Here is a 17,026-nt window from a genome sequence, read left to right on the forward strand (position 1 = left end):
AATGTAATCTACATCCTCCATGGCATAGCTGAGCCTCTGCTTGTCCCTGATATCACCGATCAGATAACGTACATTCGTATATTCTTTTAATTCCTGCTGCAGATCAAACTGCTTGCTCTCATCCCGGCTAAAAATCCGCAGAGCTTTGGGATTATAGGATAAAATATTACGCACAATTTCACTTCCAATCGAGCCTGTGCCGCCCGTAACCAGTACAATCTTGTTGGTAAACATAATGACCTCCGGAGTGTAAAACGATTAATTTATATATCTTTATAGACCACTGGCTCGCTATCTGTTTTTTTATCTAAACGGCGAATCGATTCTGAAAACATTTCTTCAAGTATTGGGATTTGTGCTGTGATATCCTGTAGCAGCTTACCCAGATACTCATAGATTAGATCAGACTTACGCGTCAACTGATGTTCTGTCACAATCACAGGGAGCACCTGATCAAAACGCGCAATTTCGATAGGCATAATGGACTCAAATATAGGTGAGAACCAATCCCTGTTGGCAATCAATCCCCACATCTGCTCTATAGACTCCACCATACTTTGAGCCTTTGCTGGTTTAGTCCGGCTAAATTCGCGTATTTTTTTCATCAGCTTATGAATTGCTGCAATCTCAGAACGTACATTGGAAAGATCTCCGAGTGTTGCTATCAGCTTATCTCTGACATCCTGCACCTTATTCATATCAGCAGCAATATTTATTTTGTTTATCAAATCGGCAATTGCATCATGATCAACAGATTCTGATGCTAACAATTTATACATCTCTTCCATCGGTTCGTATGGAGCTCCCTCAATCACTGCACCATTGCGAGTTGAATTGATAAATTCAATCCTTGGAAGTGCCTTAATCAGATTTTCGAGTCCATTCTTCATCAGGGAGAAACTTTCGTCTGTAGTATTGTATGTCCCCTTTACATTAAGCACTTTTTTAGGTGCTTCCTGCACTATCTTATCTGTAGTTTCGGCTGCAAAATGTTCAATTCCATCTGCGTAGAATTTGTTATCAGGGAACGACAAATCCTGACCTGCAAGTATGATCCGTTTAGCCCCTAGATATGCCGCTGTTTGAATAGCCGTTCCTGCAACCGTTTCTGTAGGGGATATAAAGAGTTCCTCTTTACTGAGTCCAAAGAAATATTGTGATACAGCATCACTTTTCATAATACTATGGATTTTCCCTGCACAGTTCTGATCAGAGATTTCATAATAGGAGGAGGAAGTAAACAATAAAGGCTGCTCTCTCGTTTCAGAGGAAGCAAAGATCTTCTTATTGACTGAATGGCCATCCATTATTACAGCAAGGTGAGGCTGTATTCCATGCTTTATTAATGCCTGAATGCTGGAGCCTGCTGAAATAATCAGTGCGTGAGGACGTAATTTTTTCAGCCATTCGATATCTTCCTGTAAAGATGGGCCTGATGATACAACAATCACCGTCACACCCTCAAAAGCGTGAAAAAGCCGTTCAATGGAAGGAGTGTATAGTACATCAGATAGATGATATAGAAAATTTCGAGTCCATTCTTCCCGAAAACGATGCTCTGTATGTTTATCTATCATAAAGCTCTGACGGTACTCCTCAAATTTCCCCTTTACTTCACGTAGCATACTCATATCATCGGTTAGATACTTACGCAGCGCAATAAACACTAAATCTTCCATCATGTAACTACTCAGCATATGAAACATCATATCGAGCTGAGAATCACCAACGGATAGCCAGTACAAATTGGGATGCCCCAGCAAAAGACTGAGGTCATACTCCGTCACAGCCTTCCGAAAAAGCCGCTCATCCGGCTCGTATACAAACAGCCAGTGATTCGGGTACAATTCGAGGAGATCAACAATGCTGAGTCCCCTTTCAAATCCATATACAAAAAGAATCTTTCCGTTTCCAATCGCTCCTTGAACAGCATTAAGCCAAGCCGTGTCCCTTTCAAAGGGCTCAGTAAACAAAGGTATAGATAAATCATCATTCGGCAAACTATTGATTTGGGTTGCAACATGAGGAAACCTCTGCTCTAGAATTGTATGGTTTATTTGTAGTTGAGACAAGGTAATACCACCGTTTCGCATTAATATTTGTTAATTAGTATATCGGATTTACTCTTAATGGAATGAAGCTTTTCACAGAAAATACCCCATTCTTAAATCGAATGGGGTACGCTCCAAAATGCATTTTTATTTGCGATGATCAATAAACAAACTGTCTACAGAATAAGCTTGCTGGTATGCATGCTGCTGCACACGAATGGCTCCACGTTTCTCCATCCAGTGACCTGCTTCATCCTTAAGTGCATGCATACGTTGTAAAATTACCGAATCGTGACTTAGTATATCACGAATTTTCTGCTTATTATTTTCCGTTATCGACGGCTGAAAGGACTGCATCTGTTCTACAATGCGCTGCCTTTGATCTGCAAACTGTTCAAACTCTTCCTCACTTAAATTCATAAGGTTAGATAACACTGCTTCTGTCCTATGTTGCAGTTCTTCAAGGAGTACTTGCATATTAGGATCCGCCATTACACACTACCAACTACACCAGGCATTTTCATGGCTTCCAACCAAGCTTCCCGTAGGTCAGTCAAATGTTCCAGCACCTCTTGTGCCGGAGCGGCTATTTTATGAACATTCGCCTCGATCAGCTCATGCAGCATATATTCATACACTCGCAATAAGTCATGGGATATTGGATACTCAAAATTCAACGCAGATATCAACTCGTGTACAATAGCTTGTGCTTTACACAAATTATTATTTGCTTTCTCGTTATCCCTATTCTCTATCCCCTCAATCCCCGCACGAACGAAACGAATAGCCCCATCGTACAGCATAATCAGCAGTTTAGGCTTGGATGCAGTTTGCGCTTGAGTCTGCCGGTATTTCTGATAGGGTGTATTGATCAATTGTAAAACCTCCTTTATGACGACATGCCTGTAAGACTAGAAGAAGTATTATTATACTTGCTTATTGCCGTTTCCATGGCGGTGAATTTTTTGTAATAGTTAGTTTCAATCATCGTTAGACGGCTGGTCATGTCACTAATTCGACGGTCCAGACTCGTTAATTGTTCTCCCATTGTGCTCGTAGAAAGAAATGAAGCAGTTAGATCCTTACTAACTTTTGAAGTACCAGCTGTATCGGCCATTCTTTGCAGTGAAGTATTCGAAATCTTTTTAAGTTTAGCAATAACACCATCTTGCTGTGTGTATTTATTAGTTAGCGCGGTACTTGGATCCTGTTTCCCAAAAAAATTCGTGATAATATCCGGGTCTTTTTCAACCGCTGCACGCAATTTGTCTGCATCCAAAATTAGCTTGCCTTTCGTATCATACGTCCCTGTAGTGATCCCAAGCTCAGACATCATTAATGGCTTATTCTTACCATTTGCATCAACTCTGCCGATATCTACACCTTGAATCATGGCATTACGCATTTCAGATAATGTATCCTGCAGGATCGGATCGTTTCTAAGCATGCCACTCTTGGCCTTGGTTGTCCAGAGCTTTACTTCATCATCGCTCATACCGGCTTTTTGTTCCGTCGTAAGCGGAGCGTATTTTTTATATCTATCCTCACTAACCTTGCTGTTGAGTGTCGCAAGAACATCATTATAAGCATCAACAAAGCTTTGAATATTTTCGACAATCTTATCGGTATCTTTGGTAGCCTCTATTCTTGTCGCAGCGCCACCTGCTGTCTTAAGCGTAATATCAACGCCATTTATTGTGAAGTTATTGGAAGACTTCGTTACGTCTAACCCATTTACCTTTAATACAGCATCGGTTCCGTTCGTTGAGGATAGTTTAAACTCGCTACTAATTTGAGAATCAATATTGAATGCTTGCGAGCCGGTAGTTTTACTTGTTAATGACAAACCGGATTTAGCATCATATAGGGCGGTCACTCCTGTCTTACTGTTCTCATTAATTTTTTTGACAAACGATTCAATCGTTTCGTTGGCATCCACATCAATGGTGGCTCCACCAACCTGAACCGTACGAGCTGCCCCATCGGCAAATGCAAGCTCAGTGCTTGCCTTTTCTGACCATGAGCTGTCTGAGACAGATTTTGCGGCAGTAGCGAGATTTATTACCGAGATATCCAATACTCCACTGGCAGACGATGAAGCCGTTGCAGTCAACGCGTCACTATTTCCCGTTACGGTTACTTTCTGCGGATTCATTGAAGCAGTACGATTTAATGTACCTAGTTTATCTTGTAGAAATGAAACAACTTTAGTACTGGACTCGCGATAGTTTTCTCGTTTCCATTCCATCAGTTGTTTTTGTTGATTCAGCTTATCGAGCGGTACACGCTCAGCAGTCATCAACTTTTTGACCATTGCATCAATATCCATCCCAGAGGCAAGGCCACTTATTCTGGTTACCATAATTATATGTCCCCCTATACTTTTTTATCGATAATTATTCCAGTAATTTCCATCATCATAGCTGCTATATCCAGAATTTTCTCAGGAGGTACCTCACGAATCAAATCTCCCGTTTCCTTGTTCATCACTTTGATCATGATTGCATGTGTCTTTTCATGTACCGATATTTCAAACGTCTTCTGCGGGCCTTGAATAGCGTCAATTGCTTTCTGTAGCTCCAAAACTGCTTCCTCATGTGTCTGCTGTTTCTGCGCGGTACCACTTCTATTGGCTGTCTGGACAGCATCTTGTACAGCAGAATAATTTGTTTCGGCATCTGAAGGGGCTTCACGTTGTATTCCTGTTGATGATTGAATCGGCAACAAACTCCCAGTGCTAGGGGGTATCATCGAGTCCATTCAATAACCTCCATTAATAATATTAGACACAATAAAACCGTTCTGTATTTGAAATGCCAATACATTATATATCGGTAAATGAGTGCAAATATTTATGAAAAAAATAAAATAAAAAAACAAAAAAAGATCCTGCGATACACAGGATCTTTTTTTTGTAAACTTATGTCGTTTAAAATTAACGCAACAACGACAATACGCCTTGTGGCGCGGAGTTTGCTTGTGAAAGCATGGATTGGGAAGCTTGCAGCAAGATGTTGTTTTTGGACAGAGTAACCATTTCTTTTGCCATGTCAGTATCACGAATACGGGATTCGGAAGCTGTCAGGTTTTCTACAGTTGTGCCCAAGTTGTTGGAAGTATATTCCATACGGTTTTGCATAGCACCCAGGTTCGCACGTTGCTTAGCAACTTTTTCAATTGCTTTAGTTGTAGCAGACAAACTTACTGCAGAAGTAAGACCACGGATATCAGTGGAATCGATACCTTTAATAGTAAGAACGAACGCGTTATCATCAGCTTGGATTTTAACGCTTCCACCGGAAATCGCAATACCGTTGAATTTAGTGTTGGACAGGATTGCATCAATTTGACCGCCCAATTGACCAAGTTCTGCTTTGATGTTGGATTTATCGCCAGCGCTGTAAGTATCATTGAGTTGTTGAACGCTCAGCTCTTTCATACGAGTCAACATGGAGGATACTTCGTTCATTGCACCCTCAGCTGTTTGTGCGAAAGAGATACCATCTTGAACGTTGCGTTGTGCTTGTTCCAGACCACGGATTTGACCGCGCATTTTTTCGGAAATGGAGAGACCAGCAGCATCGTCAGCTGCACGGTTGATACGCAGACCTGAAGACAATTTTTCCATGTTTTTACTTGCTGCTGAGTTGTTCAATTGCATGTTACGGTGTGTATTTACTGCTGGTAAGTTGTGATTGATAATCATTTTATATTTCCTCCCTGAAATGGTTTAATTCCCACGTCCTTGTGGTATAAGCGTCTTCACAGGTCGGCCGCCCTGAAGAATTACCGCTCTAAAATATATATCGACCCTATGATGAGAATTGTTTATAGCATTTCGATTTTTTTTGAAATATTTCTTAGTAGTTTACGACCTGGTTATTTCGATTTAAAACCAACATTGATGACTTTATCCAAGTCCGACCTGTCCACACCTATCCTTAAGCCATCAAACTTCCGAAATCACCTGATTAGAGATTTTCGATATTACGATAAACAGTTGAGTGTATGGATATATCAATTTACTGTTCCAGATAATTAAGCATAAAATCTAGTCAATCAAAGGCCGACACTTTACTTGTGTCGGCCTTTGATTGACTAGCGAATCAGGACTTTCTCTCTTTCATATCCAACATAGCACTTTGAATGGCATTGGAATCCATAACTGCACATTGATTATTTTGCTGAATAGCCTCAAAAACTTCTTTTCGATAGATATCAATATCCTTAGGAGCAGAAATACCAATTTTCACAGTATCCCCTTCGACGGAAAGGACAGTGACAACAATATCATTCTGAATTACAATGGATTCGCCCTTTTTACGTGTTAATACCAGCATCAGGACTCACCGCCTTTGCTTAACTCTGTTCCATTCCATAATGGATGCTTAATTGTATAGTCTGTATTCTGCAAAACGATTTGCTTTCCTGTATGCTGTTCCACGTTAAAAATTAAAGGTGCAAGCAAATTAACCGTTGTTTTGGATTGATCACTGTTCCATGTGCAGATACATCGCACTGCTATCTGTTCTTGACTGGTAATTCCAATATCCTCAAGAGCATCATCAGACAACTCAAATTCATAATTATCAAAGAAATCAAATGGATTTACAGTAATGAAAATTGTAGCAGGCTGTTCCACCGCACTGAAAAGACTAAATAATTCATTATGCTCCCGTAGTTGAAATTCCCGAAGTTGTTCAAAGCCTGGTATTCCTTTTGGAAACACATAAAGAACGGTGTTGGTATCTTTGTTTTCTTCTTCAATTTTCTGTTTTGGGGTCATTAGTAACTCCTCCTATAAATAGTAACAAAAAAGCTACGGACCACTCGTCCATAGCTTCAAGTAACAATGTCAAAGATAAAAATCAACTCATAAAGTCCATCAAAGATGGCTGCATAATCTTGGCAGATGATTTCAAGGCAGCCTCATAGATAGTTTGGGCAGACGTAGCTTGAATCATCAGACTAGCAACATCTGCATCCTCTGTCTTGGCTTGAAGTGTCGTCAAATTCAAATTACGATCATCTAAACGGGCTTGTACCAATTCAACCCGGTTCGTGCGTGCACCTACTTCAGACAAACTTGTTTGCATTTTGGTAAAACGGGATTCAATGCTTGAAAGTTGACTTGATATTGCTGTACTATTCCCACTGGTTAATGCGGTGGATAATGCATCCATGACCTTAAAAACATTATCTGCATCTGTCGATTTCCCGAAAAAATCGCTGCCTGACGTATTTACCCGAAATGCATCTTGATCCCCGATCGCATAACTTACTGCACCTTGATCCGGATTAATCTGATCATAACTCGTGACCGTAGCTGATAGCTGATACGGTGCCTGATCATAATTTTGCCCATTGAAAACATACTTCCCACGAAGCTGGCTGTTACCAATATTCATCATTTGCTCTTTTAGTTGGTCAACTTCCAGCTTAATCGAATCCAAGGCGGATTGAGGAAGTGTTTCACTTGAAGCCTGAACTGTCAGCTCTTTGAGACGCTTCATTACATCACTGCTCTGTTGCATGGTAGTATCAGTAAAATTCAACCAGCTAACTGCTGCGTCTGAATTGGTTTTGTATTGCTCATTAGAAGCTAGCTCAGCTCTGTAACGTAGTGCATAGGTTACTCCTACAGGGTCATCTGAAGGCTTATTCAGCTTACGACCTGTAGAAATCTGGTTCTCCATTTTGCCCATATTACTGTTATTCCGATTCAGGTTACTGAGCAGTTGCATATTGGTCATCCCTGAGGTTACACGAATTGGCATACCTTACTCCACCTTCTTATTATACTAGAGACCTACGCGGCCTGTACCATTAATCAGCTTATCCAACAGTTGGTCAAATGTAGTCATGAACCGAGAGGCTGCACTGTAGGCATGCTGAAATTTAATCATGCTCGACATTTCTTCATCCAGTGACACCCCGCTGACCGACTGACGGTTCATATCCACTTGCTCGGTCAACAGCTGTGCATTTTGCGATTGGCGCTCTGCTTCCTTGGTTTGGACGCCCAATTGTCCTACGATTGAACTGAAAAAGTCATCTACCGTGGTAGTCTGGGCTTGAGTGGTATTAAAGCCAAACTTCACATTTTTCAGGTTCGCCATAGCCAATGCCAAAGCATTGTTACCTACGGTTACCTTCTCATTCGCCGTACCCGTTCCATCTACTCGCAAAGAGCTGGAAATTTTATTGGGATCATCTTGAATATCCTTATTCAGCGTAATATTACCTGCTGTAATGGCAGCCCCATCTTTGGAGGTAAAGAATGCCTCACCTTTTTGCGGTGTCGTGCCACTAAGCGTGTATCCTAGCTGGTGAAGGCCATTAATCCCTTGTACAGTTACTTTTAAATCAGCCGTCAAGGTTCTATTGTTATTCGCATTCGAGTAAGTGACTGCTGTGTTATTGGCACCCGAATTCAGTACCGTTCCCTCGGGTAGAACTGTACCTGCGGGTAAAGTAATTTCAATGTTGCCATTCGCCAGCGTATTAGCCAACTGGTCCATCTGACTCTTATAATCTGCTACATATTTATCCCGGGATAGAATCATACCGTATACTTCTCCGCCGGTTAAGGTCCCCCCCTGATATGCAGCCTCAAGACCAGCCGCTGTAATAGCAGTTACCTCTGTACCCGCAACAGCTATTTGTCCGGCCACCGTTACCTGATAGCCGTTATCCAACTGAGTTACCTGCACATTCGCAAGTTTGGACAACTGATCAATCGCATAATCCCGCTGATCCCGCAAATCATTCGGGTTATCTCCAATTTGTTCCAACTTATAAATATTACCGTTCAAATCCGCTACAGACTGCAATAATGAGTTCATTTCAGTTGTTTTTAGTGTAACGTTACTAGTTAAATCAGAACTAAGTGCATCCAGCTGTTTGCTGGCCTGATTCATAGCATCTGTCAGAGCAAGCGTAGTCTCTTTTACAATTTTGCGATTCGTGACATCCTGAGGGTCTTGACTCAGATCGGACCATGCATCCCAAAAGTTATCCATGACCTTGCGGATCCCCGTATCCGAGGGCTCGTTCATAATGGTCTCAAGCTTGTTCAGCGTATCATAACGGATATCCCAGCCACCTTGAGAAGAACTTTCGTTACGGTACTGGTCATCCAGAAACGTCTGGCGAACACGCTCAATAGCGGTAAATTCAACCCCTGTACCCATCTGACCTCTTACAACAGAACGGTTCAAACCATATGCCTCCATAGATTCAGAGGCTTTCATACTGACCACTTGTCTGGAATAACCGGCTGTGTTGGCATTTGAGATATTGTGTCCGGTTGTATTTAATGCTGCCGTTTGTGTGTTTAAGCTTCTTTTCGCTGTTTCTATACCATGAAATGTTGAGACCATGTCTTCCTCCTTTAATTAGGCGCGTGTATCAAATAGTCCCGCTCGTACAGCTGATGCACTTTTATCAGCCGGGCGCTGGTAAGTCGCCTCCGATTCCGCATAATAGGACATACTCTCAATGGAAAAATCGATATAGGAAATCGCCTGCTGTATAAGCTGTTGATTCAACTCATTTAGTTTCTTCAATTCCTGAAGGGTATCCGCCAATTTTTTTTGAATATGAAGGAGCCGCTGCTTGTCTTCTGGATCAAAAACGAGACGGGATAATTCAGTAATATTGAGGTTCAACCTGGACTTAATGCCACGTTCCTGCAAAAATGCATATGCAGCCTGCATACGCTGTTCATCCAACTGCTCAATATATCTGGAAAGCTTCGATTCCTGATTCATGACAGCGATAAGCTGTTCCACACGATTGGAGATCAGCGCATCTTTTTTTTGCTCTCCCAATGAAATTAATTGCTGATGTGACACCCTGAGTTCCTCCAACACATCAATCAGGCGCACTAAAGGCATATCCTTCACCTAGCTTTCGGAAGACTGCTTGAAGTAAGGCAACAGCTTCTCTGCAATTTTGTCAGCATCCACACGGTAAGTTCCAGAAGCTACTTGCTGCTTAAGCTCCTGAATCTTTTTAACGCGGTCTGCGTCACTGCTACGGTTCAGCATTTCCATCGCTTCCGGGGAAATCGAGACCTCGTCCTTGCGACGGGATTTCTTTTGTTCCTCTTGGCGTCCTGCTTCAATATTTCGTTGATATGGGTTAATGGCTCCGATGCGGTTGGTCTCGTTAATTTTCATAACTTCCACCTTCCTTATTTATTTGAAATGGTCAGAATGTATCAGACGACATAGCGTCGAACATGGTTCGTATTATGTCTTACTTCTTTATTTTGTGCATGTTTGCTGAAAATAAAAAAACCGATAAGCTCTATAAAGATTATCGGCGGTATTTGAACCTTTTTGAATAGCTAAATTCGTTTTTAATTCCCTTGTACTACTTTCCGCGAAGTTTATCAATCGCACTGTAGGTACCTGAACCCATACCATTACTCTGATCCTGCTTGCTGCTTTCGCTGACGGCCTGATGCAGGTCTTTGGTCAGGCGTGTTCGACAAGAATCGCACATATGCCCTTCCCGAATCGGTGTCCCGCATACCTCGCAAGGATACGTCATATTAGGGGCATTAGCAATGGAAATACGTCCCTCACGTATAAAGGTTGTAATTTGCTTAACGGATATCCCGGTAGCCTCCGAAAGCTCATGCATATGAATCCCCTTATTTTCACGTATATATTTGACGCATTGCTCGTATTCAAGCTCAATTTCTTTAATACAGTTTTGGCAGATTCCCCTAACATTCATAATAAACAGCTTTCCACAGCGAGGACAGTTATCCAAGTTCATCCTCTACAGCGCCCCTTTCCTGTTTCCGATCTTGTATTGGTGTATCCTTACATTACCTTATACCTAAGAGCCTCGTCTAGCGAATATTTTAAAAAAAGAGGGATAGATTTTACACAATTGCACATTTTGTACGATATCATAATAAAGGTACAAAATACTTACGGACTCTGATTAGGTAGTGCAACGAAAAATCTAAGCATTTAAATACCAACCAACTAACGGGGCCATAATCTAACATCAAATCTTTCCTCATATATATAATGATATGCAAATGGCATGTAACCTAAGGGGACAAAAGATTACTCCCTTGCATGTGTCTGTTTATTGTCATACAACGCTCAGGTTTTTAGATTAAAATAAAATAAGCGCCATTCCTGTTATTTCGGGAATAGCGCTTCACTATAGTTAAAATAGCTGTATATGATATAAATGGGTGTATATATGCAAATCAAAATGAGGGAAAAACCGGGCGAAACAATCTTCAGAAGAATTCAAGTTCACCTGTGCCCCGAATACTACTAAATAACTGCTATAAATCCGGGGGAACGGTGCCCATACGAATGCTCCGCACATGGAGTGTGGGTATTCATTATATCAATGCGACTAACATCATTCCTGGTAAAAATCTATCTGAAGATACGTGTAGACGCACCATTGAAAATTTGCAGCCAAAAAAACATACTATTTCACAAATAATTATTCAAAAAAGCATTGTTTTAATAGATGCCTTCCCGTATACTGTAGTCAAACACTTGGTTTAATAAAAAACATTTATTATGAATTTATAATGAATTATTTATTAGTGTTTGCTTGCGGAACTTGCAGTTCTTGGCCTACTTTAATCAGGTTGTTAATTTTAATCAGTTCTTCAACAGTTACACCATATTTTTCAGCAATGGAAGTCAGCGTATCGCCATTTTGAACACTTACTGTGATTGTTTTTACAGTAGCTGGTGTTACAGTTGTAGTAGCTGGTGTTGTAGTTGTTGTTTGATTATTGTTCTCGGTAGCTGGTTGAGCCGGTGTTGTAGTCGTAGCATTTTCTGTTCCAAAGAGTCTAGCTTCCAGTGCTTTCTGTGCTGCTTCTTGTTGTTCAATAATCAGTTGTAGTTCTGTCTGATCCTTGTTGTAATCTGAGTTAGACTTTGCGGATACTTGACCTGCAGCAAGTGGACTCAACAGAGATACTGCACCTAAACTAACTGCCAACATGCTAGATACTGCTACCTTTTTCATTACGTTTTTCATGATTTTTTCTCTCCTCTTTTTAAGTTGAATTTTAATTAACTGCTTTACTACTGAGCGAGACACTCCCAATGTCCGCTCTCTTGTCGTTAGCTAGTCATTTATTACCAATCCATGTTAGCTATCAACAGATAGAAATTGTACTCCTATTTTCCAAATAAATCAACCTCTAAATTGAAATATTCTATTTTCACCCCTCACTACCTTACTTTTTGTGCGTGTCTATATTTTTATTATATACCTCTCTCTATCTCGTTGTCAAATCTTGCTTATTGTGCGGTTTTAAAAGGCTTCTCTGCTCTAGCATTTGGGCTTTTCTCGGAACGGTAAGAACTTTGTTCCCTGGCTCCAAACCAAAACTCTCGTAAAGGGGACATGAAATTCAGGCTTATGACCTAGCCAAAGTCAGGCAAAAAATGGCCATATGTATCCCCTCTTCAGATGCCTTTTCCCCTAAAACACGCGCACACGCTTGTAAAGTACTGCCAGTTGTATAAATATCATCCACAAGCAAAACAGTAACATATTTATGATTCTCCATTTTGCGTTGATACTCAGCGTTTAAAACAAAATACTTAATTAACTCCGTCATACCTGGCACAACAGAGAACGCATTATACATCGTGTCTGTGCGTTCTTTTTTTGTTTTGAAGCTTTGTTTTCCAGTATCTTGCGGACGAGCAAGTAAAGGTAAAAAAGGCAGCTTATTTCGCCTGGCAAGCTCCTCTGCCAAGATCTGAGCCTGATTGAAACCTCGCTCTGCCAGTCGTGTCTCACTTACAGGAACACATGTCACCAAACTCACGCTCCGCAGAGACTGATTGAAACGAGAATATTCCTGACCAGTAAACTCATGCCTCATAGCCTGATAAGCCCGATGCATCATCTCGCCGAGCAGAGGACCATACTTTTCATTTCCGCGATACTTAAACTGCCCAATCCATTCTCTCATGATAGGCGTATAGCTAGTCGCACTCCGATTACACACGTAGTAACGTGCTGCCCGGTCAGGCCTTACACAATCAGGACAACATGTCGGGCGTCCACAATGAACACATCGAATGTTGTGGATCCAGGGAATTTGAGAGGAACAAAAAGTACAAATCCCGGGAAACTCGGAAAAATTTTCAGTGTGAATTCCACAAGCGATACATGTTTCCGACTGACGCTGAAGTAGCCAGTTCAAAAAAAGTTGGGTTCTGCGCATCATTTTCATACAGAATCCACCTTTCCTGGTAGTCTACGTGTCAACATTGCATCAGGTTTCACATTTTCAAAAAAACTTTTTTTTATTTTGCGCATTTAATGTTTTACCTCCTGTAGATAGCCCTTTTTTCGCGCTAGTGCATTCATGCGCTTAATTTGTCTAATCGCCCTCTTTTGGCCACGAGTCCATTGGGAAGATGTGAAAACGACGACGCCACATGGGTCATCCTTCGACCTTCCTGCTCGACCAGCCATTTGTACCAGAGAGGCTTCATCAAAAAGGCTGCTATTCGCATCCAGTACATACACATCACTCCGTGGAACCGTCACACCGCGCTCCAAAATAGTGGTTGTGACCAGTACACGTATTTCAGTTGCCCGAAAGGAACGTACCTTAGCGCTTCGTTCTTCATCCTGGGATGAAGTGCCGGCAATTGGGATATCAGGCAGACGTTTGATCAACAATTCTACTAGAGATTGAATTTGTGAGATTCGTGTTACAAACACGAAGACCTGAGCGCCGCGGTGTATGGATACGAACAAGCGCTGAATCAGGGATTCAGGAAGCCGCCCTTTTTGCAGCCAATGCTTCACAGGAGTAGTCTCCAAACGGAAGGGGACAGGCAGTGGATGACGATGAAAACGAACGGGAACCTTGGCGTGCGGTAATAGACCGCGTGCAGCCTCTTTTTGCAATAGTAGCGGTGGAGTAGCAGACAAATAAATGAACTTCCCCTCCCGCTTACACACAGCCTGTGCGGCAAAAGCGAGCATAGGATCATTGTGATAAGGAAACGCGTCAATTTCGTCAATGACAACCAGATCAAAGGCCTGACGATATCGCAGAAGCTGATGAGTCGTCGCAAGTGTCAGTTGTCCCCTTTGCCAGCGTTCATCACTGCCTCCATAGAGCGTCACCATACTTACTTGGGGAAAGGCAATTGCCAAACGGGGCGCCAATTCCAGTACCACATCCCGACGCGGTGTCGCTACAAGCGCCGTCCCTCCAAGCTCCAGCACATGTTGCAGGAGTGGAAACATCATTTCAGTCTTGCCTGCGCCAGTCACGGCCCAGAGTAAAAACCGCTCTGCCTCAACATCAGCCTTGCCGCCGAAGCCAGGCAAGTGCCATACACCTTCGCCAGTTGTTGGCGAAGAATGCCCGCTGCTGCTGTCGCGGGCAAGAACATTGCCCTGCGGCGCAGCAGCAGGGCTTGGCCCCCGACGTGTAGCCATGCCACGCCGCAGCAGTTCGCCCGCCCGGAGCCAAAGGCTTTCTGGGCGGGCGCGCCCCCGCACCCCACCGGGTGGTGCGGCCAAAAAGCGCAGCGCCGCTTCGGCGGCGGCGCGTTGCGCAGGGCTCAGCCCCCAGCGCTCAAGCTCCGCGACCGGGGCTGCGTCCGCCGTGCGCGACACGGCGGGTTTCGCTGCACCGCGCAGCAGCAGCGAGCACTCACGGCTGCGCCCCAGTGCGAGACACGTCTCGCAGTAGGCGCACGCCTTGCGTCCGCACGATGCACAGCCCGTGCGGTACATCGCCCCGCTGCCGCAACGATTGCAGCGGAGATCACGCGCGGCGGACCGACGCGTATATGATGCAAGGCCAGCAGCAAAGCTGAGCCGACCTTGCAGATACGCGAGCTGCGCAGCTGAGCGCCAAACGTTCTCCAGACCCGGCGCCGCCTCAGCCAGCAGTGCTTCAGCTTCTGGAACGAGCAACTGGCGTCCTGACAGCACATCAGCCAGCACATCCGCTTGTCGTGCCACACACTCCATATCCAGCTTTTCAATTTCACTGTTGGAATGCCTTCTTTGCTCAAGGTACAGTACCCCTGTCGATTTTCGTTCCTCGCTCTCTCTCCCACACATCATGTTGCTTGCATGGAACCGTTGTTCCTCCAAATTGCGTTCACTCTCCATGTCGGAAGTCCAGCCCTGTACCTCATCCCAAATGCTTATAGCATCGATTCCTCCGCTCAGATACTGATTTGCGTCAACAGGCTCTGCATTTAGCTCGTCCTTTAGCAGTACGAGAACGTATTGCCGCCATTGCTCCATTGTCCATCGCTTCATGTTCGTTGATCCCTTGAACACTTCACACAGCTTTACGCCCCAAGGCAATGGGAGCTCTCTCCCTAGCATCACCCATTTTTCGACAGCATCCTCCTGTCCATCGCTCCCTTTCAGCCACCATGTCATATCTACTCGAATATCCACGGATAGGCGGATATCCCATTTCCCCTTATACTTGACTGCATATACCGTAATTTTCATTTGGCATTCCTCCCAACCCTCAAATGTTTGTTTTTCTCCCTGTCTATATAACAAATAAACAAAAAAAACACACTTCCATGGCTCATAGCCTGAAGTGTGCTTCACATCATTCGGATTTCAGTGAAATCCATTTTATCTTGCATATGCAATTCCGTGTAAACATTTATATCCGGTTTTGACCGTAATGTACACAATACTTTGTCATTAACGAACAAGGGGAGCATCCACCCACGGGTTGACTGTTCTGAGGTCAATAACAATCTGCTTTTCACCGCCTGACCTCGGTAAAACCGGGTTTCCCGGTGAAAAACGATATGAAATGACCGAAACATCCATATGGCTGTAACCTATCATCCGTGTAAGGATCGGCAACGTATCGTCCACGGATTCGTCATCCAGTACCGTCACATGCAGCGGCCTCCAACGTAACCAGGCAAGTATGCTCAATGAACGCATCACCCACTCCACACGTTCTCCGTCATTAGAAGTAATGACAATATAACGGGTCGGCCGTTGATCCGAAGATAACGCACGTACATCGTCATCATTGCGATAAGCTTGAACCGCCTGCCGTATAAACATAAGATGCACGACTGCGGCTCCCAGACCATATATAAGCAATATCCAAACCAAATGAGCCATCACGAAGGTTCCACCTCCTCCTATAGCGACAATATATGCCGTATAGCAGGAAGAGGTGTCACGGTTATGTACTGGGGTTCAAAGACTACACCTTACAGCGTAACCCATCCGTATTTGATGGAGTTAATAACCGCTTGTGTCCGGTCATCAACCTCCATTTTTTGCAAAATACTGCTGACATGGTTTTTGACCGTTTTTTCACTAATGAATAAATATTCACCGATCATCTTGTTGCTCTTGCCTTCTGCCATTAAGCGCAGCACTTCAGCCTCACGACGGGTCAGCGGGTTATTTTCACCTGCGACGAACTTCACGCCAGCTTCCTTGGTATGACCTTCAGCCATAGCCCCGGTTTCATTCAGGTACGTCATCCGACGGAGCTGCTGAATTAGTTTACCCGTTACCTTCGGATGAATAAACGCATACCCTTCATGTACAGAGCGAATCGCGTTAATGAGAGACTCGGCCTCCATATCTTTTAACAGGTAGCCATTAGCTCCCTTGCGCAACGTCTCAAATACATAGCTTTCATCATCATGAATGGACAGAATGATCACTTTGACATCCGGGAACATCTCACGCAGTTTTTCCGTTGCCTCGACACCATTTTCAATAGGCATATTAATGTCCATCAGAACGATATCCGGCTTCTCTACATTACAGAACTCCAACACCTGGATACCATCGCCACATTCGCCGATGACCTCAATGTCGTCCTCCATATTCAAAATACGTTTAAGTCCTTCACGGAACAACTGATGATCGTCCGCCAAGAGTACTTTAATGGGTGCGTTACCAATTTCCTGATTTTCCATGTT

The 17,026-nt window shown here is 43.3% G+C and carries 19 protein-coding genes; all 19 read right to left on the minus strand.

The window, feature by feature from the left end; all coding sequences use genetic code 11:
* Positions 1-234, minus strand: a 234-nt coding sequence (locus C1I60_RS25155; protein WP_252361547.1) for an SDR family NAD(P)-dependent oxidoreductase, incomplete at its 3' end; no start/stop codon positions are given.
* Positions 235-263: 29 nt separating this feature from the next.
* Positions 264-2,000, minus strand: coding sequence for a motility associated factor glycosyltransferase family protein (locus C1I60_RS03675; protein ID WP_252361548.1), 1,737 nt, complete (start codon positions 1,998-2,000; stop codon positions 264-266).
* A gap of 198 nt (positions 2,001-2,198) precedes the next feature.
* A complete protein-coding gene (locus C1I60_RS03680) occupies positions 2,199-2,528 on the minus strand; it encodes a hypothetical protein (protein ID WP_252361549.1) in 330 nt (109 codons plus the stop codon).
* 14 nt (positions 2,529-2,542) lie between these two features.
* On the minus strand, positions 2,543-2,926 hold the full coding sequence (fliS, locus tag C1I60_RS03685; protein WP_053326240.1) for a flagellar export chaperone FliS: 384 nt from the start codon (positions 2,924-2,926) through the stop codon (positions 2,543-2,545).
* A 14-nt stretch (positions 2,927-2,940) separates the two neighbouring features.
* A complete protein-coding gene (fliD, locus tag C1I60_RS03690) occupies positions 2,941-4,413 on the minus strand; it encodes a flagellar filament capping protein FliD (protein WP_137060538.1) in 1,473 nt (490 codons plus the stop codon).
* A gap of 14 nt (positions 4,414-4,427) precedes the next feature.
* Entirely contained in the window at positions 4,428-4,811 is a 384-nt protein-coding gene (locus tag C1I60_RS03695; RefSeq protein ID WP_137060539.1) for a flagellar protein FlaG, read from the minus strand.
* A gap of 175 nt (positions 4,812-4,986) precedes the next feature.
* On the minus strand, positions 4,987-5,757 hold the full coding sequence (locus C1I60_RS03700; protein WP_053326243.1) for a flagellin N-terminal helical domain-containing protein: 771 nt from the start codon (positions 5,755-5,757) through the stop codon (positions 4,987-4,989).
* Between the two features lie 400 nt (positions 5,758-6,157).
* The gene (gene csrA, locus C1I60_RS03705) at positions 6,158-6,391 is read right to left on the minus strand and encodes a carbon storage regulator CsrA (RefSeq protein ID WP_137060540.1); all 234 of its coding nucleotides are present in this window, start codon (positions 6,389-6,391) and stop codon (positions 6,158-6,160) included.
* The gene (locus tag C1I60_RS03710) at positions 6,391-6,837 is read right to left on the minus strand and encodes a flagellar assembly protein FliW (protein WP_137060541.1); all 447 of its coding nucleotides are present in this window, start codon (positions 6,835-6,837) and stop codon (positions 6,391-6,393) included. Before C1I60_RS03710 ends, csrA begins: the two co-directional genes overlap by 1 nt.
* An 82-nt stretch (positions 6,838-6,919) precedes the next feature.
* The gene (gene flgL, locus C1I60_RS03715) at positions 6,920-7,828 is read right to left on the minus strand and encodes a flagellar hook-associated protein FlgL (RefSeq protein WP_137060542.1); all 909 of its coding nucleotides are present in this window, start codon (positions 7,826-7,828) and stop codon (positions 6,920-6,922) included.
* A gap of 24 nt (positions 7,829-7,852) precedes the next feature.
* On the minus strand, positions 7,853-9,433 hold the full coding sequence (flgK, locus tag C1I60_RS03720; RefSeq protein ID WP_137060543.1) for a flagellar hook-associated protein FlgK: 1,581 nt from the start codon (positions 9,431-9,433) through the stop codon (positions 7,853-7,855).
* A gap of 15 nt (positions 9,434-9,448) precedes the next feature.
* Entirely contained in the window at positions 9,449-9,949 is a 501-nt protein-coding gene (locus tag C1I60_RS03725; RefSeq protein WP_137060544.1) for a flagellar protein FlgN, read from the minus strand.
* A gap of 9 nt (positions 9,950-9,958) precedes the next feature.
* Positions 9,959-10,234: a flagellar biosynthesis anti-sigma factor FlgM gene (flgM, locus tag C1I60_RS03730; protein ID WP_014278436.1), complete on the minus strand. Its 276-nt coding sequence runs from the start codon at positions 10,232-10,234 to the stop codon at positions 9,959-9,961.
* Between the two features lie 196 nt (positions 10,235-10,430).
* Entirely contained in the window at positions 10,431-10,841 is a 411-nt protein-coding gene (locus tag C1I60_RS03735) for a TIGR03826 family flagellar region protein (RefSeq protein WP_137060545.1), read from the minus strand.
* Positions 10,842-11,633: 792 nt separating this feature from the next.
* The gene (locus tag C1I60_RS03745) at positions 11,634-12,089 is read right to left on the minus strand and encodes a LysM peptidoglycan-binding domain-containing protein (RefSeq protein WP_137060547.1); all 456 of its coding nucleotides are present in this window, start codon (positions 12,087-12,089) and stop codon (positions 11,634-11,636) included.
* A gap of 385 nt (positions 12,090-12,474) precedes the next feature.
* Complete coding sequence (locus C1I60_RS03750) at positions 12,475-13,038, minus strand: ComF family protein (protein WP_252361550.1); 564 nt, start codon at positions 13,036-13,038, stop codon at positions 12,475-12,477.
* Between the two features lie 350 nt (positions 13,039-13,388).
* Positions 13,389-15,566 carry a helicase-related protein gene (locus C1I60_RS03755; RefSeq protein ID WP_137060548.1) on the minus strand — a complete coding sequence of 726 codons (2,178 nt, stop codon included), beginning with the start codon at positions 15,564-15,566 and terminating at the stop codon, positions 13,389-13,391.
* Positions 15,567-15,770: 204 nt separating this feature from the next.
* Entirely contained in the window at positions 15,771-16,208 is a 438-nt protein-coding gene (locus C1I60_RS03760; protein WP_252361601.1) for a hypothetical protein, read from the minus strand.
* A gap of 92 nt (positions 16,209-16,300) precedes the next feature.
* Positions 16,301-17,023, minus strand: coding sequence for a response regulator (locus C1I60_RS03765; RefSeq protein ID WP_137060550.1), 723 nt, complete (start codon positions 17,021-17,023; stop codon positions 16,301-16,303).
* Positions 17,024-17,026 lie beyond the last annotated feature (3 nt).

Origin of the sequence: Paenibacillus terrae (genome assembly GCF_005217525.1) — a bacterium.
Lineage (GTDB): Bacteria > Bacillota > Bacilli > Paenibacillales > Paenibacillaceae > Paenibacillus > Paenibacillus terrae_C.